This is a genomic window from Shewanella violacea DSS12 (assembly GCF_000091325.1).
Lineage (GTDB): Bacteria > Pseudomonadota > Gammaproteobacteria > Enterobacterales > Shewanellaceae > Shewanella > Shewanella violacea.
Map to the genome: position 1 here is coordinate 2,022,994 of NC_014012.1, position 21,267 is coordinate 2,044,260.

Annotated in this window: 18 protein-coding genes and 2 pseudogenes; 8 read left to right on the top strand and 12 right to left on the bottom strand. The window is 44.1% G+C overall.

Annotated elements, in window-relative coordinates:
- Positions 1-230: 230 nt before the first annotated feature.
- Positions 231-800 (bottom strand): VOC family protein, encoded by a 570-nt coding sequence (locus tag SVI_RS08255; protein WP_013051037.1) that lies wholly within the window; start codon positions 798-800, stop codon positions 231-233.
- A gap of 32 nt (positions 801-832) precedes the next feature.
- On the bottom strand, positions 833-1,297 hold the full coding sequence (locus tag SVI_RS08260; RefSeq protein WP_231847852.1) for a L,D-transpeptidase family protein: 465 nt from the start codon (positions 1,295-1,297) through the stop codon (positions 833-835).
- 294 nt (positions 1,298-1,591) lie between these two features.
- Between SVI_RS08260 and SVI_RS08265 the strand changes: the two genes are divergently transcribed.
- Positions 1,592-2,431 carry an ion transporter gene (locus tag SVI_RS08265; RefSeq protein WP_013051039.1) on the top strand — a complete coding sequence of 280 codons (840 nt, stop codon included), beginning with the start codon at positions 1,592-1,594 and terminating at the stop codon, positions 2,429-2,431.
- A gap of 211 nt (positions 2,432-2,642) precedes the next feature.
- A complete protein-coding gene (locus tag SVI_RS08270) occupies positions 2,643-4,100 on the top strand; it encodes an MATE family efflux transporter (RefSeq protein ID WP_013051040.1) in 1,458 nt (485 codons plus the stop codon).
- A gap of 265 nt (positions 4,101-4,365) precedes the next feature.
- Here the strand turns inward: SVI_RS08270 and SVI_RS08275 are convergent, their stop codons facing one another.
- The 4 genes from SVI_RS08275 to SVI_RS08290 form a co-directional block, all read right to left on the bottom strand.
- A complete protein-coding gene (locus SVI_RS08275; protein ID WP_013051041.1) occupies positions 4,366-4,590 on the bottom strand; it encodes a DUF2986 domain-containing protein in 225 nt (74 codons plus the stop codon).
- 230 nt (positions 4,591-4,820) lie between these two features.
- Positions 4,821-5,252 carry a hypothetical protein gene (locus SVI_RS08280; RefSeq protein ID WP_013051042.1) on the bottom strand — a complete coding sequence of 144 codons (432 nt, stop codon included), beginning with the start codon at positions 5,250-5,252 and terminating at the stop codon, positions 4,821-4,823.
- 291 nt (positions 5,253-5,543) lie between these two features.
- Positions 5,544-5,900, bottom strand: coding sequence for a glutathione S-transferase N-terminal domain-containing protein (locus SVI_RS08285; RefSeq protein ID WP_013051043.1), 357 nt, complete (start codon positions 5,898-5,900; stop codon positions 5,544-5,546).
- Between the two features lie 69 nt (positions 5,901-5,969).
- On the bottom strand, positions 5,970-9,023 hold the full coding sequence (locus SVI_RS08290) for a DUF748 domain-containing protein (RefSeq protein ID WP_013051044.1): 3,054 nt from the start codon (positions 9,021-9,023) through the stop codon (positions 5,970-5,972).
- 144 nt (positions 9,024-9,167) lie between these two features.
- Here SVI_RS08290 and SVI_RS08295 point away from each other — a divergent pair, with 144 nt between their 5' ends.
- Entirely contained in the window at positions 9,168-10,187 is a 1,020-nt protein-coding gene (locus SVI_RS08295; RefSeq protein ID WP_041419804.1) for a 2Fe-2S iron-sulfur cluster-binding protein, read from the top strand.
- A gap of 25 nt (positions 10,188-10,212) precedes the next feature.
- Here the strand turns inward: SVI_RS08295 and SVI_RS08300 are convergent, their stop codons facing one another.
- Positions 10,213-10,599 (bottom strand): VOC family protein, encoded by a 387-nt coding sequence (locus SVI_RS08300; RefSeq protein WP_013051046.1) that lies wholly within the window; start codon positions 10,597-10,599, stop codon positions 10,213-10,215.
- Between the two features lie 227 nt (positions 10,600-10,826).
- Between SVI_RS08300 and SVI_RS08305 the strand changes: the two genes are divergently transcribed.
- From SVI_RS08305 to SVI_RS08320, 4 genes and pseudogenes are all read left to right on the top strand, one after another.
- On the top strand, positions 10,827-11,237 hold the full coding sequence (locus tag SVI_RS08305) for a GNAT family N-acetyltransferase (protein WP_013051047.1): 411 nt from the start codon (positions 10,827-10,829) through the stop codon (positions 11,235-11,237).
- Between the two features lie 208 nt (positions 11,238-11,445).
- Positions 11,446-12,153 (top strand): hypothetical protein, encoded by a 708-nt coding sequence (locus SVI_RS08310; RefSeq protein WP_041419805.1) that lies wholly within the window; start codon positions 11,446-11,448, stop codon positions 12,151-12,153.
- A gap of 118 nt (positions 12,154-12,271) precedes the next feature.
- Positions 12,272-12,621: pseudogene (locus SVI_RS21050) on the top strand (VOC family protein).
- A gap of 463 nt (positions 12,622-13,084) precedes the next feature.
- Entirely contained in the window at positions 13,085-13,402 is a 318-nt protein-coding gene (locus tag SVI_RS08320) for a hypothetical protein (protein WP_041419806.1), read from the top strand.
- Between the two features lie 125 nt (positions 13,403-13,527).
- Here the strand turns inward: SVI_RS08320 and asnB are convergent, their stop codons facing one another.
- From asnB to purM, 5 genes and pseudogenes are all read right to left on the bottom strand, one after another.
- Positions 13,528-15,216 (bottom strand): asparagine synthase B, encoded by a 1,689-nt coding sequence (gene asnB, locus SVI_RS08325; RefSeq protein WP_013051053.1) that lies wholly within the window; start codon positions 15,214-15,216, stop codon positions 13,528-13,530.
- Positions 15,217-15,650: 434 nt separating this feature from the next.
- The gene (locus tag SVI_RS08330) at positions 15,651-17,345 is read right to left on the bottom strand and encodes a M28 family metallopeptidase (RefSeq protein WP_013051054.1); all 1,695 of its coding nucleotides are present in this window, start codon (positions 17,343-17,345) and stop codon (positions 15,651-15,653) included.
- Positions 17,346-17,512: 167 nt separating this feature from the next.
- Positions 17,513-18,287, bottom strand: a pseudogene (locus tag SVI_RS08335) (HAD-IIA family hydrolase).
- A gap of 428 nt (positions 18,288-18,715) precedes the next feature.
- A complete protein-coding gene (purN, locus tag SVI_RS08340; protein WP_013051056.1) occupies positions 18,716-19,360 on the bottom strand; it encodes a phosphoribosylglycinamide formyltransferase in 645 nt (214 codons plus the stop codon).
- Positions 19,360-20,397, bottom strand: coding sequence for a phosphoribosylformylglycinamidine cyclo-ligase (gene purM, locus SVI_RS08345; RefSeq protein WP_013051057.1), 1,038 nt, complete (start codon positions 20,395-20,397; stop codon positions 19,360-19,362). The genes purN and purM overlap by 1 nt, the downstream gene beginning before the upstream one ends.
- Positions 20,398-20,609: 212 nt before the next feature.
- Between purM and upp the strand changes: the two genes are divergently transcribed.
- Positions 20,610-21,236, top strand: a complete 627-nt coding sequence (upp, locus tag SVI_RS08350; RefSeq protein ID WP_013051058.1) for a uracil phosphoribosyltransferase — start codon at positions 20,610-20,612, stop codon at positions 21,234-21,236.
- Positions 21,237-21,267: the final 31 nt, after the last annotated feature.

Consider the following 21,267-nt stretch of genomic DNA (forward strand, 5'->3'; position numbering starts at 1 on the left):
AAACCATAAACCATAAACCGTTCGTAGTGATTAAAACCTTCATTCACTTTTGTTCAAAGTGAATGAAGGTCTCACTGATATCTGCTTGAGTTAAATTCCTAAGCTATGCTTTCGCTAGATACTGTTGTAAGGGCTTAGGCTTCAGCTTCAGAAGGCACTAAAAACCTGTTTAATTGCCAGCATCACATTGATGTTTTTACAGGATCTAAAGACGTTTCTGGCTCACTGATTTAACGTTCAGATTCGATAACAGCCTTGATGCCGTGGGGATGAACCTTGATACAGATATCATCTTTCTTAAAGGCTATGGTTGGATTAGCCAAACGTTCATGCTCTCCTTGAGGTGAGCTCATCTTGACCTTTATCTCTGATTGTCCGGATAACACAGGTGCAAGTTGCGGCGCCATTGCTAATAACTGTTGTTCAAGTTCGTCACAAGTTGTGGCCGTGCAAGCTAATACTAGTTCGATATGTTCCCAGCCTTCGACTGGGTATTGCTTGTTACCAGGATAAGGAAGCTCTAGGCAATCAATTTTTATCTGGCCCATGATGAGGGGCTGATTAAGCTCAAAAATCAAGATAGGCCGGCCATTGATGATGTTGTTGGAAATGACTTTACCTTGCTGCTGGAAATAATGACTCAGCGCCTTGGCTGCATCATTTGAATTGACTCTTAGAGCAGCGTGGTCGCAGGTCAACATGAGCTGCTCTAGTCCCAGTTCCTGCAGGAAAATGGTTATTTTGTCGCAAAAAATTGGCCAAGTATCGGTTAATACCTGTGCAGATATAGCGTTTTTCATGCTTAGTGATGATCCCAATAGCAAGGTGCTGGTTAAGGTAAGATCTCGATGGGCGTACCTTCGTCTATGGCGCGCCACAACTCATCCATTTGCGGGTTCGTAATGGCGATGCACCCATCGGTCCAATTGTACTTTTGCGCTTCTTCGGCGCTAAGAGAAGACCTTGGATTCTGACCGTGGATCATTATCTGGCCGCCGGGTTGAATACCTAAGGCGCTGGCGCGTAGCCGATCTTCTTCGTTAGGGTAGGAGATATGTATGGCTCGGTAATAGGCACTATCGAATTTCTTATAGTCTAAGGTATAACGCCCTTCAGGTGTTCTTTGGTCTCCTTCTTGGGTCTTATGACCTCGGGGTCTATCTCCTAGAGCTATGTGGTAGCGTCGTAGCACTTTGCCGTTGCGCATCAAGGCCATGGATGAGGTCGACTTTGTCACCACAACCAGATCTATCTTGCCAATGTTTACCAGCGTGGAACTCGATAATGAGTTTTGCATCGAAGATACCGCAGATACTGGTAAAGATATGCCGGCAAAAAATATCAGTATCGCTACAGAAAAAAATAGGCGCATTGGAAAATAACAGCTCATTAATTATTTGAATATCGTGAGCTTATAATACCTTAATCTGGCAATAAGCACAGGACTTGAGTTATCGGTTTGGTATTGTGATAAATAACGGGCAATACTCGGTTTGTTTGGTTTAAGTATGATCCTATTGGGCCAAGACAAGGTTAGTCGTGATAACATTCTGCGCCTCCAAACTAAACCGATCGAGGAAAGTGAGTTTACATGCATCAAGCGCAATCATCAGATAATGGCGGTTCAATCCGTCATCAACTTCGTCGGATCATATTCGGTACCGATACTCCACTGGGGCGCTATTTTGATATTGCCTTAATTATCAGCATAGTTCTCAGCGTACTTTTGGTGTTTCTGGATACAGTTGCCAGCATTCATGAACAGTATGGCGAGGTTATCAATATTTTAGAGTGGGGATTTACGTTTATCTTCACCCTAGAATATCTATTGAGACTCTATTGCTCCGCTCACCCAATACGCTATGCTCGAAGCTTCTACGGCGTGGTGGACCTTCTTTCAGTAATGCCAAGTTATCTGGCATTATTCTTCCCCGGCGCGAGCTTTACACTGGTTATCAGAATCTTAAGACTGTTTAGAATATTCCGTGTATTTAAATTGTTACGATATCTTAGTGAAGGCAATGTTTTACTCCGGGCTATGCTACAGTCGGGACGCAAAATCTTTCTGTTCTTTTTCTCCGTTAGCCTGATAGTCATGGTACTGAGTGCCGTGATGTTTGTGGTCGAGGGCCCAGAGAATGGTTTTACCTCGATCCCTAAGTCTATCTATTGGACGATAGTGACCATTACTACTGTCGGCTACGGTGATATTACCCCAGGAACCAACTTGGGACAGGCTATTGCTGCTCTGACCATGTTGCTCGGTTATTCCATCATAGCGATCCCTACCGGAATATTAACCGCAGAGATCTCTCAAGAGATAAGTCGCAGTAAAGATCTACGTCGTTGCAGTAACTGCTTGAAGAATGGTCATGAAAATGACGCTGTCTTTTGTGACCACTGCGGCAGTGAATTGGAAAGAGAACTTTAATGATTTTGGTTTTGATTATGCGTTCAAACTTCTGTGATCATTGCGGTAGCGAGTTAGAAAGTAGCTTTAATCGTCTTATTTGCCATGAGAATGGTGAGTTCAATCTTCTATGAACATTGTGCTAGTGAGTTAGATAGTGCATTCCAATAGCTAGATGAAAAGATGTAAGTCCAGTTAATTTAATACCTGTAAGACTGAAACAAGGATAGAAATGACCACAGCTAAATTCGTTCAAGGCCCAATTATGCGCCATATTTGGGTAATGAGTTCTACCGCGGCGGTAGGTATCTCAGCCCTGTTTGTGGTCGATTTGATTGATATCTTCTTCTTAAGCCTGTTAGGTGAGCAAGAGCTTGCTGCGGCCGTGGGTTATGCCGGCACCATTTCATTCTTTACCACATCAATAGGCATAGGACTCTCCATAGCCCTAGGGGCACTTGTATCACGCTCTATAGGTTCCAAACAACTGGATGTAGCCAAACGCTTATTGCTTAATAGTGCCATAGTCACCCTGTTTATCGCGGTGATCGTATCTGCGATAGTGACATATTTCATTCCTGAGCTCTTGGCCCTAGTTGGTGCTAAGGGTCATACTGCCAAGCTTGCTGCAGATTACTTGTACATTTTAGTACCTTCATTACCTTTCATCTGTTTGGCCATGGCACTTGGAGCGGCGCTAAGGGCCGTTGGAGATGCTAAGTTGTCTATGATATCTACCTTAGTCGGCGGTGGTGTCAATCTGGTGTTAGATCCCATTTTTATTTTCGCTATGAGCATGGGGATCGAAGGGGCAGCAGTTGCCTCTGTATTGGCTCGGTTGGCGGTCATGCTGGTGGCAGCACGGGGGGTTATCGTTAAACACAAGCTCTTTGGTCAGTTTACTCTGGATAACTTTATCGCAGATTTAAAGCCTATTTTTGCCATTGCAGGGCCTGCCATGATGACCAATGTCGCTACGCCAATTGGTAATGCCGTCGTCACTCGGGCCATCGCCGATTTCGGTGATGGCTATGTGGCGGGCTGGGCCGTATTAGGGCGTATAATTCCCGTGTCCTTCGGCATGATATTCGCGCTATCTGGTGCGGTAGGTCCAATTATTGGTCAGAATTTTGGTGCTCATGAATTTGAACGAGTGCAGGAAAGCCTTACCAAGGCACTGCAATTTTGCGTACTTTATGTGGTCAGCGTTTCCGTGATACTCATGTTACTTCAAGAACAGATTATCTCAGTGTTCGGCATGCAGGGGGAAAGTGCCGAGCTTATTCGTTTCTTCTGTACTTACATTGCGATATTTTTTGTGTTTTCCGGGGCGCTTTTCGTGGCTAATGCTTCGTTTAATAATTTGGGTAAGGCTAAGTACTCGACCCTGTTAAATGTGGGCAAGGCGACCATAGGTACCATACCTTTCGTCTATTTTGGCGCTAAGTGGGGGGGAGTCGAAGGGGTATTGATAGGGCAGGTCATTGGTAGTGTGATTTTTGGTATCCTGGGGGTGATTACTGCCTATGCTCTGGTTGAGAAAGTGAAACAGGCTTGCCTCAATGAAACAGCATTGGATAGTGAAGAGCCAGGCAAGAAGATAGATCCCTTAGATGCAGAGCTATTGCCCAGTAGCCCAAATCCTCTCTCTTCCTCTTGTGCTCAGATGGCTCAGATTAATGAAGAGTAAGATTGTGAGGCGAGTAACCAAGTGACTGAGATCCTAAAAGTCTCAGATCATAAAGCAAGTTAGCTTGAGTGACTAAAGACTGGGAGACAAGCGTTTAGGGCAAACTGACTTTGAACTCAGTGACTTAATTTGGTTAATGCAGCTGGCAAGACTCGCTTATTAAGAGTAGGCGGGTAAGGATAGACAGGTAGAAAATAGATAAGCAAAAGGGAGCCATGGCTCCCTTTTTGATGACTGCAATAAGTCTTACTTTAGTGAATACCGCTTATTTAGCTTGGGTTTCAACATTTGACCCAGTGGCGTCTATTTTTTCTGCACCGTCATTCTGTTCTGTGGTGGATTTCAATGCAGCCTCAGATTCCTCTTGGGCTAGCATCTTAGCTCGGTCAGACTTAGAGACATATTTCTTAATCGTAGGAGCTGTGTGCTTATTTTTACGAGCCTTGGCACGTTTTGCCGTTAGCTTGATCATCTTCTGTTTTTTATTCATGGCTCTCTACCGAACTGTTTGATTGCTCTGACACTCGTATAGTGCAGATATAAACCGGATGCGGATTTTAACTTAATCTAGTTCGCCAATCCAGTCACAGCGTCAATACTTATGCTTTTTGTTCAGATAAGACGGATTTATATCTAAATATTGTGCTTGAGCCAAATTTACTTGACGGGGTTAAGACTTGAAATTTTTAAGCTTAACAATAATTCAATATAGGGCCGAATCTAGGTGGAAAACTTTTTTCTATCTGCTTGGGTCGCGCCTTCGTTGCACTCGCCGCGGATCTCGCCGCGGTCGGATTCTATCAGTCGGCTTAATTCCATATAACCTTCGCGGCAATAGCCTGTCATGTCTAATGTCTTAGATAAACCGAGTTCTATCTGCAGGGTCCAGTCAGTGAGATCGACTTCGTAGCGCTCAGTACGAGAACCTAAACTCCGGCTTTGCTGATTGGGCCTTGGGTTGGAAGAGTCACTCAAAGAGGCGAGTTTGGCCTTATAAGTAAATAACTTGGTACCGTTACTGCGAATGTCTGTGTGGAATTTATCTTTGACCTTAGCTTGAAAATCACTGGGTAGCATTTTTTTATCGGCGCATCCCGCGAAAACAATCAAGATAAATAAGCTAGACAAGGTTTTTATTAGGTATTTTTGCATCAGATTTATATGTTCTTATTAGTATTAATTTTCGACGACATCTGGTTTCTTGCCTTTTAAATAAGGTGGAACCTTTAGCCGTTAAACAAGTTGTTGAGGCAGGATAGCGCAATTACATCGAGGGCGCAGCATGATATACAATTTTTAGCGAGTTGAATAAATCGATGGAATATAGCTAAGGTTAATGAGTGAGGTGTTGAGATAGCTTACTTGGGATATGAATTGGAATCACTAAGGCGTCACTGAGCTAAATGTTTTTAGATTGAATGACAGCCTTAGTGAAGCTGTAGATTATGCGAATCGGGTGTCTAGATAACTGATGATATCCGAAGACTCATACATCCAACGTGTTTCACCATTTTCTTCGATACGTAAACAAGGCACTTTAGCCTTGCCACCTTGCTCCACAAGAGTTTGCTGGTGGTCATCTTGCTTAGCATCAAGGGTGGCAATATTTAGACCTTGGCGACGCATGGCGCGGCGAACTTTCACACAAAATGGGCAAGCCTTGTATTGATACAGAGTTAGCAAGTCAGTTTCACCATCAATTTTAGCTTGTTCATCCGATGGACGCTTACGTTTCTTTGGCGTGAAGATAAAATTAAGGGTAAGAATAATACGGCCTAAAAGCCAACGAACAACAAACATGAGCTACCTCTGATAAAGTCTGAAAACGGCGAGAGTGTAACTCATGTCTACTCAATATTGAATCTTTGTTTAATCGGCACCTAATGTAAGTAAGGCTTGTTGTGCCCCTTGGTTAATATCGATTCGACTATCCAGAAGGAAAATACGTGACGGCGGGATCTTATTGATCTCTATCAGGTGTGTTTTCACCGCGCGTGCGCGTGAACTGGCCAAGATCCCTAACATGTTGTCATCGACGACTTGTTGGTTTAAACAGAAATTATATAAGGCTATGTGCCAGAGAGTTTGCTGCTTCTCTTGGTCTAGCTCAGCTTCCTCTTTATGTTCCTTTTCGATAGTGAGTTTAAGTTCGCTGGCGCTGGAAGCCGTTTCATCTTCATAGAGATTTATCAATGCCTCAGAGAGCGGCCCTTGGGTGGGAAAACTGCTGGCTGAGAGTTCACTAGGAAGAGATTCGACCTCAGTCTGGCTCAAGTCCGCGAGTTTTTGATGCAAGCTTTGCTCTTTAAGAACCCGGGAATCGCTAACGGCATCTATGGCCCCCTCTATGCTCAAGGTTAATTTCGGGCGGTCAAGTAGCGCCTTAGCCAGGGTGGCCAACTTATCTTCTTCATCGGCGGATATCAGCGCCTGTCCAGATTCAAAGGCGATCTTATCCAACTGCTCTTCGTCACCGAACATGCCCGCCAGTAAACTGAAGGGGGCGGTGACGGCTTTGGTTATCACATTGGTAAACGCCGTCATGATTATGCTACCAAAGCTGAAACTTGGGGAGTCCAGATCACCATCGACCTCAAGACCCAGATCTATGACTCCATGTCTGTCTTGAAGTAGCGCTATGGCTAAGGTGATCGGCAGGCTGGTAGCCAGACTACTGTCGCTGGGCTGGCCAAGTTGAAGTTGGTTAACCACCAGATGATTACTGCCTTTGAGTTTGTTGTTCTCCAGCAGGTAATTCAGTGATAAAGATAGCTGTCCTTTATCGATATAGTAACCGGCATAAGTGCCTGAATAGGGGTTAACCGATGTCAGTTCAACACTGTTGAAATTGAGGGCTAGATCTAGGTAGGGTTTGTCCAGCAGGGGATTGAGTTCCCCCTTGAGTGTTACAGGGGCGTACTTATCAATCTTGCCCTTGATATCCACTAAGGCAGGGCGCTTGGCACTGGATGATAGCTTGTCTATGCTTCCCTCTAGTTGCTCTATGCTGGCAGCGAAGTTAGGGGTCAAAGAGTTATCGGCGAAGAAGGTAGAACCCTGATTGAAACGTATCTGGCCTATGTCTATGCCTAGAGGCGCTTGGGGCTTAGTTGTTGCTTTTGCGGGGATATCGCTCGATGACTCGGGTGATGCTTTGACTAGCAGAGCTTGGATATTAGTGCTCTTGTCTTTGGCAATGATGATACGTCCATATGGCTTGGTAAAATTAATGCTCTCTATGGATAATTTGTTCTTGCCTTGATCTAAAATTAGACGATTGACCAACATAGATTGCCATTTAACTAAGGTCTTCTTATGGAGCTTGTCCTTCACCAGCAAGTTGTCGACGCTAATATCACCGGAGAAATGTAGCGCCTCATCGGAGCCTGCTGTGAGCTTGCCCTTGGTATTGAGTTCACCCTGTTTCAGGTCGATATTTACGTATGGCACCAGGTAGACTTGAATTTGGTTGAGATCAAATTTAGACAAGGTGATATCGGCTTTCAAGGTCTCTTGTTTGGCATCTACAGAGCCCGAAGATTGGAATGTACCCTTGTGGTTGATGGCAAGATCTAAACGATACTCTATGGGTGATTTAAGATCTGAGCGTATCTCGCCCGTACTTAGGTTGAATGGGAAGATTCGCCAAGGAGTATTGTCTGTGAGTCGATTCTCTGCCAAGTTTATGTCGTAATCTTTAACCGTCACACTGCCAATAACAGCCAACCAGGCTGAGGTGCTGGCATGTTCATCAGTTACTTGGTCAGCCTCCTCTTGTGTGATAGAAGCCGTATCTTGCTGTACTGATTTTGACGATGGCTCTTGGACTGAGGTGCCTGCAGGCATAAATAGAGGGATGATATCCAGTCCGTCAGTAGTCAGACTTGCGTTAAGGGACAAATTCTCTGTCTCTACACTGGCAATCTTGACCTTCTTATCGGCCAAATTGAGACTGATACCGTTTAAGCTGAATCGGGGAAGAGATAACACTTGATGCTGGCCATGAACGAAGGCGATGTTTTCCAAAGAGAATTGGCCATCTTCAGTGAGAAGCTGAAGTGGCTCATCGTCTTTTGCTTTGATTTCAAAATGGCTGTTAAAACTAAACTGGCCGCTATCGAGCTTAGCCTGGACATCGTCAGCGATGAACGCCCAAAATTGTGGTAGTTGAATCGCTGTAAGTTGCAGCTCGCCTACAACGTTCAACGGAGATAGCTGTAGCTTGCCCTGAGTGGCTATTTCTCCGCCATTTTGTCCGACAAAGCGTATTGAAAATTGGTTACTGCCGTCTCCATTAGCCTCGAGGTTTTTTAGGGTGTCGAAGGCATTCAGGTGCAGAGTCATGGCCGGATAGTGGAGTCGACTATCGGTCACTCTATCGGTATAAAGTAATTCAGCATTTAGGATAGAGAAGTTTTCGACTTTAATATGAGGCAGGCTGCTGGGCGTATCTGATGGACTCAAGTCCGTCTCATTGATGTCACGATTAGCAAGTTCATCTATGATATCTGAAAAATTAAATGTCAACGAATTCGGTGTCTTGAGTCGCTCTAGAAATGCATAAGGTTTCTCAAGTGTCACATGACCCACACTGATGGCTCTGTTTATAATAGAACGCCAAAAATCCAGCTCTAAGGTCAGTTTATCGAAGCCGATGAAATTACTCTCATCTTTCTCCTGAACACTAAAACCGGTCAGCGATACCTTGAGGGTGAACGGATTGATGGAGATATCTTCAAGTACTACGGGACGTTTAAGCAGTGTCGATATCTCTTGGGGCAATTGTTTATGTGCAATATAGGGAACGAGGAGACCGAGTAAAGTGGTGAAAATAAGGTAAATAGTCAACAAAATAGTCAGGTATCGCTGATACTTAGGGAGGTGGCTAAATTTGACTGCCAATTGGGTAAAAGGTTTTGACATTTGGTGCCTATTTACTGGTTGTCTAAAGAATATTCCATCGAACAGGCATTTTAGCTAATTTGATCGCTTTGTAATATAAATGTTTTAGGCTATTGCCTTCTAAATTACGTAAAACAAGCAATAAAGTTGATACAGAGTAAATTGATGACAAGATTTTATTTCGATGGCCAAGGTTTTGATGCCAAATCTGATGAGACCGTTTTAGACACCCTGATCAGAGAAGGACAGCAAGTAAATTACTCATGTAAGAAGGGATCCTGTAAAACCTGTCTGGTGAAGCATGTGGATGGCGCGCTTTCTACAGGCTCCCAACGAGGCTTGACCTTGAGCTTGAAGCGGGACCATTATCTCTGTGCCTGCCAATGTAAGCCCACATCAGGATTAAAATTAAAATCTGTTTTGGCGCAAAACCTGTTTACCTCGGCTCAAATCCATTCGAAACAATATTTATCAGACTCTGTGGTAAAACTTAGGTTGAAGTCATCTGAGAAGATAAACCATTGCCCTGGGCAATACATCAATGTTCGTCGTTTTGATGGCTTGACCCGGAGTTATGCTATTACCAATGATCCTTTAGATGGGTTTATCGAGCTTCATATTAAGCGTAAATATAACGGTCAGTTCAGTGATTGGCTATTTAATCATGCCAGTGTAGGTGAGAGCCTGCTGCTACAAGGGCCTTGGGGAAACTGCTGTTATTCTACAACTTATGTTGATGATGACATCAGTTTAATTGCCAGTGGCACAGGTCTGGGCCTAGTATATGGGATTGCACTGGATGCACTTAAAAGCGGCCACCAAGGACAGATAAACTTGTATCATGGTGGCAGAACGAGTGACGATCTATACCTACATTCCAGCATGTTACAACTCATGTTAGCCCATAGAAATTTTACTTATCATGGATGCATTACTAGGAGTCAGTCAAAAGAGGCATTGTCCATGAGTCGAGTACAGCTGGGTGACCCCTTCGATATTGCCATGATGTATTTTCCCGTACAGGTTAAGCCTGATAGCAAGAGCCGGCATCGAGTTTATCTCTGTGGAGAGCCTGATTTTGTGCTCAAAGGCCAGACATCTGTGTTTTTAAATGGCGTGGCGCTGAATAGGATCCACGTGCTTTCATTTGATTACAAAGATTTGAGAAGCATGTCCAGAACTTGATCAAATGGTAAGTTGTTAGGTGCTATTATTCACCGGCTTGCAGATAGGTTATTGCGGCTATGATGGCGCCATCAGGATCTTGTATCCAGCAAAATCGGCCAATATTGGGGATATCTTCCGGTCCATAGAGTAAGTCGCCGCCTAAGGTTTTCGCCTTGATTGCCACCTCATCTACATCTGTTACTGTAATATATCCAGTCCAATGACTCGGCAGCTTAGGACAGGGATTAGGGGCTATACCACCAATACTGACTCCATGATTTTCGATGATGTAGTAGGGACCTTGCGGCATGTCCATTCTTTTAAATGTCCAACCGAAGATTTCTCCGTAAAAGCCCATAGAATCTTTACAATTGTTTGATGTCAATTCATGCCAGCTCAATGCTCCCGGAGTCTTAAATGGTGAGACCATTAGAATGTCCTTTATTGAGTGAGTGGAAAATATCTTCTTAGGGATAAGAGGCTAAGTTCCAAGTGTAGTTCAGCTTGTGGTTTTTAAATATTCTATGTTATTAAAAATTCATCAAGCAAACTCACATCAATGTGTTAAGGTTATGTAACTGAAAGGGAAGTTAATGGCAATTTTTTGATGTCATTACTCGGTACGTTATGTAGGCAGACATTATTCAAGGAATGAAAATGCACATAAGAATCGCCACAGATGAAGATCTACAGTCTTTAACACCGCTATTTAATGAGTACAGGAAAAGCTTAGGTCAGGACTCCCGATTAGCTGCCTGTAAAGAGTTTATAGAGTGCCGATTAGCAGAGAATGACTCTACGATATTTATTGCTTTCGTAGCAGATATCCCTGTTGGTTTTATTCAGCTTTATCCCTCATTTTCATCATTATTACTCAAACCTCTCTGGTATTTTGACGATCTGTTTGTGGCTGAGCCCTATAGAAAAAGAGGCGTAGGCACAGAACTGGTTACCAAAGCCAAGGAACTTGCCGAATTAACTAAAGTCATGGCTGTAGGCCGGGAAAAGGTTGCGGGTGATGGTCTGGTATCCATTGACTCTCTGGCTCTGTGTGAGACTCACCTCTAGAACAGCTCAATTTGTTGACTCTGTAGGTCTGGTATTTTTGAGACTTAAGTATAAAGTCATTAAATTTGTTGAGTCTAGGTATCTGCTATTCGCGTGTTATCTGTTGCCCAGCCCGTCACAATGTGACGCCATAAATACTGAAAACTAAGCTGTCTATGATATTATGCCAAAGGAGTTTTGTAGCTGTTTTAATTTTTGGAGCAACAGATTGAATAAGAGTGTGATCACAAATCTAATCGCGGCCCTCTTGCTGGCATTAGGCTATTATTTTTCATCGGCTATCGTTTTGAGCATAGGTTTATTTGCTCTGTCAGGCGCACTGACAAACTGGCTAGCCATCCATATGTTATTTGAAAAAGTACCAGGCTTGTATGGCTCTGGTGTTATTCCGTCTCGTTTTGAAGAGTTCAAGGCCGGTATCTCACATCTGATGATGAAGCAGTTTTTTACCGATGAAAATATCGATCGCTTCTTGTCGGATCAAGGTGGTAGCGAATCCCCTATTAATTTGCAGCCCGTTATTGAGAAGGTAGATATGTCACCAGCATTTGATGCCTTGGTGATCACAGTCGAGCAGTCATCTTTTGGTGGCATGCTGACCATGTTCGGCGGTACAGATGCAATCACTCCATTGAAAGAACCTTTTATCGAAAAGATGAAGGCTTCATTGGTCGAGATATCTCAGAGTGAAGAGTTTTATACCTTACTTAAGAATGAACTCGAGCAGCCCGATGTTCTGGCCGACATGAAGACCAAGATCAATGAGATAGTCAGTCAAAGGTTAAATGAGTTAACCCCAGACTTAGTGAAGGAGATCATTCAAGAGATGATCAGAGAACACTTAGGTTGGCTGGTGGTTTGGGGCGGAGTATTTGGTGGTATTATTGGCTTGATTGCCGCCCTCATGCAGGCGTGATTTCTACACTATTATCTTTAAAGGGGAGCTTATTGGCTCCCCTTTATCTTATCTGACAGACAATAATTAACATGATTAGCTCAGTCTGCAATTACTGCTCTCATATGAGGACATTACCATGAATGCCCATAATGCAATTAACTACATAGAGATGCCAGTGGCCGATATCCCTGCTACCAAACAGTTTTTTGGTCAGGTATTTGGCTGGGAGTTTATGGATTACTGTGCTGAATATACCTGCTTCACTAACGCTGGCATCGCTGGTGGTTTCTCTTGTCTGAACAGGTTTTCGATCTGGTTAAGGGAACAGCATTAGTGGTGTTGTATTCTGCTCAGCTTGAAGCTTCTATGGCGAGAGTCGAAGGTGCTGGTGGAGAAATATCTAAAGCCATATTCTCCTTTCCCGGCGGCAGACGTTTTCATTTTAAAGATCCCAGTGGTAACGAATATGCTGTTTGGTCAGAATAATCCCGTATTTCAAATGTTAAGTTGTCATTCTGCACAGAAGTATTTCAATGTTTTGGTACCAAGTTAGCTGCATTTTATGCTGATACTTTGATTCCCTGTCTGGACTGCGCCGTCTATGCGAGTCAGCGTCGACCATGATCCTCCTTTTCAGATCATAACTAATGATGGGATCACGGGGAAAGTCTGGTGTCTTTGAATTTGTTGGTTAAAATCATCGGCCATGACTTAGTTATTAAAACCAGCCCTAATTTTCCAGCTATCTTCCCATGCTTGAAGTTGGCTGGTGGAAGTGATTGCAGCTTTGATTTTTAAGCAGAAAGACAAATTATTGCCCGTTTTATTCCCTATCGGGAAGACAGCCATTATCTGTTCATCAGCCATGAACCCGATATTGATATAGAGCACTATTATTTAGTATTTAGTATTTAGTATTTAGAAGCAGCTAACTGATCACACGATAGCTGTGTCTCGACATACCCACTATTTTGACCGTTTCGTTCAAGATCCTGAGCTGCGTAAGGTGGTGGTTAATGACCTCAATATTGCGATTGCTATGCTGGAAAATCAAGGCTTCGAGATCTTGATTGTACCTGAGATAATGTTGCCGAGTATCAAGCGTGATTTTGCTCAGTTTGATAGCTTGTTTAAGGTGCATTCCTATAGGTTTAAGCCCCAAGGTATCAAATGTTTTGGTTTTAGCCATAAATATCAGCTGATTATCGAACCCGATACTCTCTCGACTTGTGTAGAGGCAGCTTATGAAGATGGGCTATTGATTTGAGAAATAGAGAAGTTTACTAGCGAAGACTCATACTGGTATTGAGGATAAGATTTAAGGTTACGGACTGGATACAAAAATGCCGTGAACTGGAGTTCACGGCATAATAACAATCAAATCATCTAGCTTCAATCAGAGGTTGAATAAGCGCTATCGTGAACCGACTGTACCGCACGTCCCGATGGGTCAATGATACCCTGAAGGCTCTTATCCCAAGCAAGTGCTTCTGGAGTCGAACAAGCTACCGACTTGCCGCCAGGAACCGTTTTAGCTGCCGTGTCCAGAGGAAATAGCTCCTCGAAGAAACAACGATAATAGTAGCCTTCTTTGGTATCAGGCGTGTTGTAGGGGAACTTAAACTTAGCATTGGCCAGTTGCAGGTCATCGACTTTCTCGGCTGCCAGCTCCTTCAAACCATCGATCCATGAGTAGCCTACACCATCACTGAACTGCTCCTTCTGACGCCAAGTAACTTCTTTGGGCAACTTGTGCTCGAAAGCCTGGCGCAGAATATGCTTTTCGATACGGCCATCTTTAGACATCTTAGCTTCCGGATTGATGCGCATTGCCACATCCATGAATTCTTTATCCAGGAAGGGCACACGTGCCTCAAGTCCCCATGCTGCCATCGCCTTGTTGGCTCGAAGACAATCAAACATGAACAGCTTGTCCAGTTTACGCACTAACTCTTCATGGAAGGCCTGTGCATTTGGGGCCTTATGGAAGTATAAATAGCCACCAAATAATTCATCGGCACCTTCACCTGATAACACCATCTTGATACCCATAGCTTTAATTTTTCTTGCCATTAGGTACATAGGTGTAGCAGAACGAATAGTAGTAATGTCATAGGTTTCAAGATGGTAAATTACATCTTTAATCGCATCGATACCATCTTGGAAGGTAAAGGTGATCTCATGATGGATTGTCCCTATGGCCTTGGCGACTTTTTTTGCCGCAATCAAATCTGGGGCACCTTCAAGGCCAACGGCAAAAGAGTGAAGCTGTGGCCACCATGCATTGCTCTCGCCATCATCTTCGATACGGCGTTTAGCAAAAGTTTGCGTGATAGCTGAGATAACCGATGAATCCAGACCACCCGATAGCAGTACACCGTAAGGAACATCAGACATCAGCTGACGCTTAACCGCGGCTTCCAGTGCATCTCTTATTTCGTCGATACTGGCTGGGTTATCTTGTACCGCTGAAAACTCGCGCCAGTCACGTTGATAATATTGCACATAACCGTCTTCGGTGCCGGTCGCTTGGTTACACAAGTAATGGCCCGGCTTAAATACATCGACTGTTTTACACACTGGCATCAAGGCTTTCATTTCTGAGGCAATGTAGAAGTTACCTTCAGTGTCTAAGCCTGTGTAGAGAGGAATGATACCCATATGATCTCGGCCAACTAGATACAGGTCTTTAGTCTTATCGTAAAGTACGAAGGCAAATATGCCGTTCAACTTATCAAGGAAGTCCACACCATATTCTTGATAAAGGGATAGGATCACTTCACAGTCGGAGTTAGTTTGGTAAGCGTACTTATCGCCTAGCTCGGCCTTAAGTTCTTTGTGGTTGTAGATCTCACCGTTGACCGCAAGAATTATGTTGCCATCGCTGCTTAATAGAGGTTGAGCACCGTTATCGATATCAACGATGGCGAGGCGCTCGTGAGCTAAAACGGCTTTATCGCAGCTGTAGATCCCTGACCAATCCGGTCCACGGTGACGCATCAACTTAGACATTTCCAGTGCGACCTGTCGCAGCTGTGTTGCGTCTGACTTAATATCTAAAATGGCAAAAATTGAACACATATTCTAGCTCCTACAAATCGCGGTAAATCTCAATGGATACTACTTTGCCAGTAATTCGCACTTTTGCCAAATGCAAAATTGATAAAACATGATAAAAAAGGCCATTATTACGGTGTTATTAATAATTATATCGATAATAAAATGAGGTATCTTTTGCTTTTAGGTTGTTATGGTGTGGAATGTTCAGTTTTAATGGGCGGTAGGTGACTGGAATTGATTTTTTATCAGTGAAAATTGTTTAATGTCATTTTCATGTAGATTTGAGTTAACTGTTGTTTTATTCCTCGATAAAAACCAGTGTAGATAGATGCAATAGAATGGCTGCTTTACTGTTGGAGCCATTGTTAACACATAATGGAAAAAATCATCAATAGACAGGCCAAGTTAACCATTAACTCGGTGGCCTGTCTCCGGTATTAAGGTGTTTTATTCACCTAAGGTTTAGTGCTTGCCCCTCGAAGAGAGTGAAATTCAGTTCCGGCATAGTATCCTGGCCAATCTTGGCTGTTGGCTAAGCTTGCTGCTGCACTGTAATAGATAGCCAGATCTTGTAAGGCGCCGCTAAGATCCCAATCTTCCCGGTATTCATCACAGGTGTTGTGATAACAGCCCTTCATTTTTTGCTTCATCATGACCTTGTACTGGGCTGTGGCCTCATCGATGGGCTCGTTACCACCACCGGCAAATACCGCTGGAATGCCGAGCTTAGCGAAACTGAAATGATCTGAGCGGAAGAATCCACCAGATTCAGGTCGACTCTCGCCAGTGGCCACACGATTTTGTGATTTCAATGCGTCTACAAGATAGTTTTCTAATTCAGATTTCCCTTTGCCAACGATAGTGTAATCCAGTGTGCGGCCGTAGATGTTAGTACTGTCTAAGTTAAATACGGCCACGGATTTATCGATTGGATATATGGGATTAGCAGCATAGAAACGTGAGCCAAGTAGGCCTTGTTCTTCACCTGTGGTGGCGATAAAGGTGACTGAGCGAGAGAGTGGCAGCCCCAATTTTGCTTGATTGGCAAACTGGCGCGCTATCTCGAGTATACCTGCGGTGCCCGAGGCGTTATCGACTGCACCGTTATAAATTTGATCGCCGACTTTACTCTCGTCTTTACCGATATGATCCCAGTGGGCGGTAAATAACACCTGTTCATCTGGATGATCTTTTCCAGGAAGGGTAGCGACAACATTATAACTGTTGGCATAGCTGGCACTATTGGCAAATTGAATCTTGGCCGTCTGTTTTAGAGGGATATTCATTGGGCCGCTGGCCGCTCTTTGCATAAGTTTTGATAAGCTTAACCCTGATTTTTCAAAGACCTTAGTTGCCATATCCTGAGTGATCCAGCCTTCAACTTGTATATGCTTATCTTGTTCAGTTTTGTCTATAACCAGATCTTGCTGAGGGCCTGTCCAGCTGTTCTCTACCACGGACCAAGGGTAAGATGCTGCAGCAGTTTGGTGAATAATGATGGCACCTAAGGCTCCCTGTTTACTGGCCTGAGCGAACTTATAGTCCCAACGGCCATAGTAGGTCATCGCCTTGCCATTAAACTTACCTGATTCAGGTAAAGCAAATCCGGGGTCATTGACTAAAATAACCGCAACTTTTCCATGCATATCTATGTCTTGATAGTCGTTCCAATCGTATTCAGGCGCATTGATGCCATAGCCGACGAAGACCAGAGGTGCATTCGTAATATCGACGCCGCCATTGTCATGACGGCTACCCAGAACGATATCTTGTCTGTGTTCCAGTGCCAGATCACCTAAACGAATCGTTTGTTGCTCTGAGGCCGTATAGGTCACCATAGGCACGGCTTGCAGGTAATCGCCATGATTGGCACCGACCAGGCCCATTTCTTTAAAGGCTTGGGTCAGGTAGTTTAATGTGAGCGTTTCGCCCTTGGTGGTTGGGGCGCGGCCTTCAAATTCATCGGAAGACAGGGTTTTGATATCTTGCCTGAATCTAGCTTCATCGAATTGTACCTGGCTTCTGGCGAGGTGAGTCGAAGATTCAGCGGTAAGCTCACTTGCAGATTGTGAAGATGAAGGCGTGTCAGTTGGCTGTTGGCTACAAGCGCTAAGCAGCGCAAGGGCACATACCGGAGGCAGTTTTCCCATGGAATATCCTATTATTATTGTTATGGATTAGCATCAAAATAGATGTGTGCTGACATCATGAAGGACAATAGCCTAGTTTGACAAGTAGGCTATTGGTCTCCAGAGGGTAAATTTGTTTGTTAAATACTTAGCAATTATTGCTAAGTACTTAACTTCAAGTGACTGGGTTAAACAATATCGATATCACCAGTACAGGCGAAGACGTGATTAGGACGGAAGGGCTCTTGCTCTACATCGCTGAGCTGACTCACGCCACTGGTGACCAAGATGGTTTCCAGCCCAGCCTGAAAACCTGCCAAGATATCCGTTTTCATATTATCACCAATAATAATGGTGTTATCCGAGTGGCCATCGATATGATTAAGCGCTGAGCGTATGATCCATGAACTTGGTTTACCAACATAGAAAGGCATACGCCCACTGATCCGCTCAATTGGCGCACACAGGGCGCCACAAGCCGGACTAAAAGCCGGGCCATGAGTATCTGGGTTGGTGGCAATAAAGCGGGCACCTTCGACGACAAAGCGAGCCGCCTTATGGATCATCTCCCAGTTATAAGAGCGGGTCTCGCCGACGATTACAAAGTCTGGGTTGATATCTGTGATGGTAAAACCGGCCTTATAGAGCTCGTGGGTGAGGGCGCCTTCGCCGATCACATAGGCCTTGTTGCCTGTTTGATGTTTAAGAAAATCTGCGGTGGCCATGGCCGATGTATAAAAGCATTCCTCAGGAACATTGATACCCGCTGCGCCGAGTCTGTTTTGCAAATCTTTGCCGGTTTGGACTGGATAGTTGGTCAGGATAACCAAGGGGTTACCTTGCTCTAGTACCCGGTGAAACTCTATATGACAAGATTAGTCACTACCAGGAATAAGCGCATTGTTGATGTGCAGGAGAGCGCCATCGGCCATCTATAACACAAGTACAGATAATATTTTTCATTTATCAATCTCGGTATATAAAGGAATTTTAGCTAACGTCGTTTAATCCATATAAAGCCAAATTCACTGTCATTACAATAAATCTGCCAGTTATAATTTTTAAGTCAGGGGAGATAGCTTTATATCGGAAATATAGTCTCTGATGGGGTAAACATGATGAACAGGAGTAATGGATTACTTGGGCTGAGTAGATTATAGATTAGTCACTATTAGGAATAAGCACATCATTGATGTGCAGGAGAACGCCATCGGCCATCTATAACACAAGTACAGATAATATTTTTCATTTATCAATCTCGGTATACAAAGGAATTTTAGCTAACGAGGTTTAATCTATATAAAGCCCATTCTAGTTAGATTACAAATACAAAAAAGGACCTCGAATAAATTCAGAGGCCCTTTTTGTGTTCAAGTTAAGCTGTTAGACGATTAGTCCGCCGCATAACCCATGTCTTCCAGTGCTTTGCCATCGAGAAACGCCTTGCCATCTTTCATCTGGAGTCGATTCTGGCTGAACCATTTAACGACCATAGGATAGATGGCGTGTTCCTGCTGATGCACTTTATCGGCCAAAGTATCGGCGGTATCTTCATCATAGACAGGTACTTTAGCCTGCAATATGATTGGACCCGAGTCTAGCTCTGGCGTCACAAAATGCACGCTGGCGCCATGTTCGGTGTCTTTAGCATCTATAGCACGTTGATGGGTATTAAGCCCTGTGTACTTAGGCAGAAGCGAAGGATGAATGTTGATCATGCGTCCTTCGAACCCTTGTACAAACTCATCGCTTAATATTCGCATAAAACCGGCTAAGACAATCAGATCTGGCTGATATTTGTCTATGGCAAGTTTTAAGCGAGCATCATAATCAGATCTTGCTTCATCCTTTCGAACAATCACACAGCTAGTGTCAATCTCGCTCTGGTGAGCACGGATAAGGCCGTAAGCATCGGGCTTGTTACTGACCACCCCGACGATTTCAGCTTCGAGGTGATCATCACAATCATCGATGATCGCCTGTAAGTTGCTACCATTTCCTGAGATTAATACTAAAACGCGACAGTTTGGGGACATTACAGGATCTCCACTTGCTCTTCGTCGCCATTGCGCTTTGCAATGTCACCGATAAGCCAAGCTTTCTCGCCTTCGGCGTTAAGCAGCTCAAGTGCAGCGTCAACTTTGTCAGACGGTAGTGCGACAACCATACCAACGCCACAGTTAAATGTACGGTACATCTCAAATTCAGCAATGTTACCGTTTTTCATCAACCAGTTGAAGATGCTTGGCCACTGCCATGAATCACCTTTAACAACGGCTTTACAGTCATCAGGAAGTACGCGTGGGATGTTTTCCCAGAATCCGCCACCGGTAATGTGAGCCATAGCGTGCACTTCAGTTTGTTCGAGTAACTTAAGCAGCGATTTCACATAGATTTTTGTTGGCTCAAGCAGGTGGTCAATCAGTGGCTTGCCTTCGAAATCATCTTCAGGGTTAACCTTGCTGACTTCGAGTACCTTACGGATCAATGAGAAACCATTTGAGTGAGGACCGCTTGACGCTAGTGCGATAAGTGAGTCCCCGACAGCAACTTTAGTGCCGTCGATGATGTCAGCTTTTTCTACGACACCAACACAGAAGCCTGCTAGGTCATAATCATCACCTTCATACATGCCTGGCATCTCAGCCGTTTCACCACCGATAAGTGCACAGCCTGACTGGACACAGCCTTCGGCAATACCTTTAACGACTGCAGTTGCGGCAGCAACATCTAGCTTGCCTGTGGCATAGTAATCGAGGAAGAAAAGTGGCTCGGCGCCTGAAACGATTAAATCGTTAGAGCACATGGCGACAAGGTCGATACCGACTGTGTCGTGCTTCTTATAATCGATTGCTAATCTTAACTTGGTGCCAACACCATCGGTACCAGAAACAAGCACTGGGTGTTTGTACTTAGTTGGCAGCTCACAAAGAGCACCAAATCCACCTAAGTTGCCCATAACTTCAGGACGGTGGGTACGTTTCACGGCAGATTTAATATTATCAACTAGTGCATTTCCGGCGTCGATATCGACACCTGCATCTTTATAGCTAAGCTGGGTAGGAGTGCTCACGAAGATCCTCTCGGGTACAGAATGATTATTGGATTTTATGCGCCGCCATTCTACCAGTTTGTGACATGGCTCGAAAGCGAAGATTTGGCTATTTAGGGCGGACTTGGCTTAGGATTTAACGGGTTTTCAAAACTTTATGTTTTCCATTGCGAACAAATAAACTAAAATCTTGTTAATTTGCATTTAACAATGCTGAAAATCAGGAGAGAAAAATGAAAGTTGTCGAGGTTAAACATCCATTAGTACGTCACAAAATAGGCTTAATGCGTGAAGCCGATATTAGCACTAAACGTTTCCGTGAATTAGCCGCGGAAGTGGGTAGTCTACTGACCTACGAAGCGACTGCTGATTTTGATACCGAAAAGGTCACTATCGAAGGTTGGAATGGTCCGGTTGAAGTGGAACAGATTAAAGGTAAGAAGGTCACAGTAGTGCCAATTCTTCGTGCCGGTCTTGGCATGATGGATGGTGTTCTAGAGAATATCCCCAGTGCGCGTATCTCAGTTGTTGGTATGTACCGCGATGAAGAGACACTTGAGCCTGTTCCTTACTTTGAAAAGCTTGCCAGTGATATGCCTTCACGTATCGCCTTGGTCGTCGACCCTATGCTGGCGACGGGTGGATCTATGATATCTACCATAGATCTACTAAAAGATCGTGGCTGTACCGCGATTAAGGCTCTTGTTTTGGTGGCTGCGCCTGAAGGCGTTGCGGCTTTAAGTAAGGCGCATCCAGATGTGGAGCTATATACAGCTTCTATCGATGATTGCCTGAACGAGCAGGGATACATTCTTCCTGGTCTTGGTGATGCGGGTGATAAGATTTTCGGTACTAAGTAGTCACTAAGCACAGCTATAAACGTAAATTTAA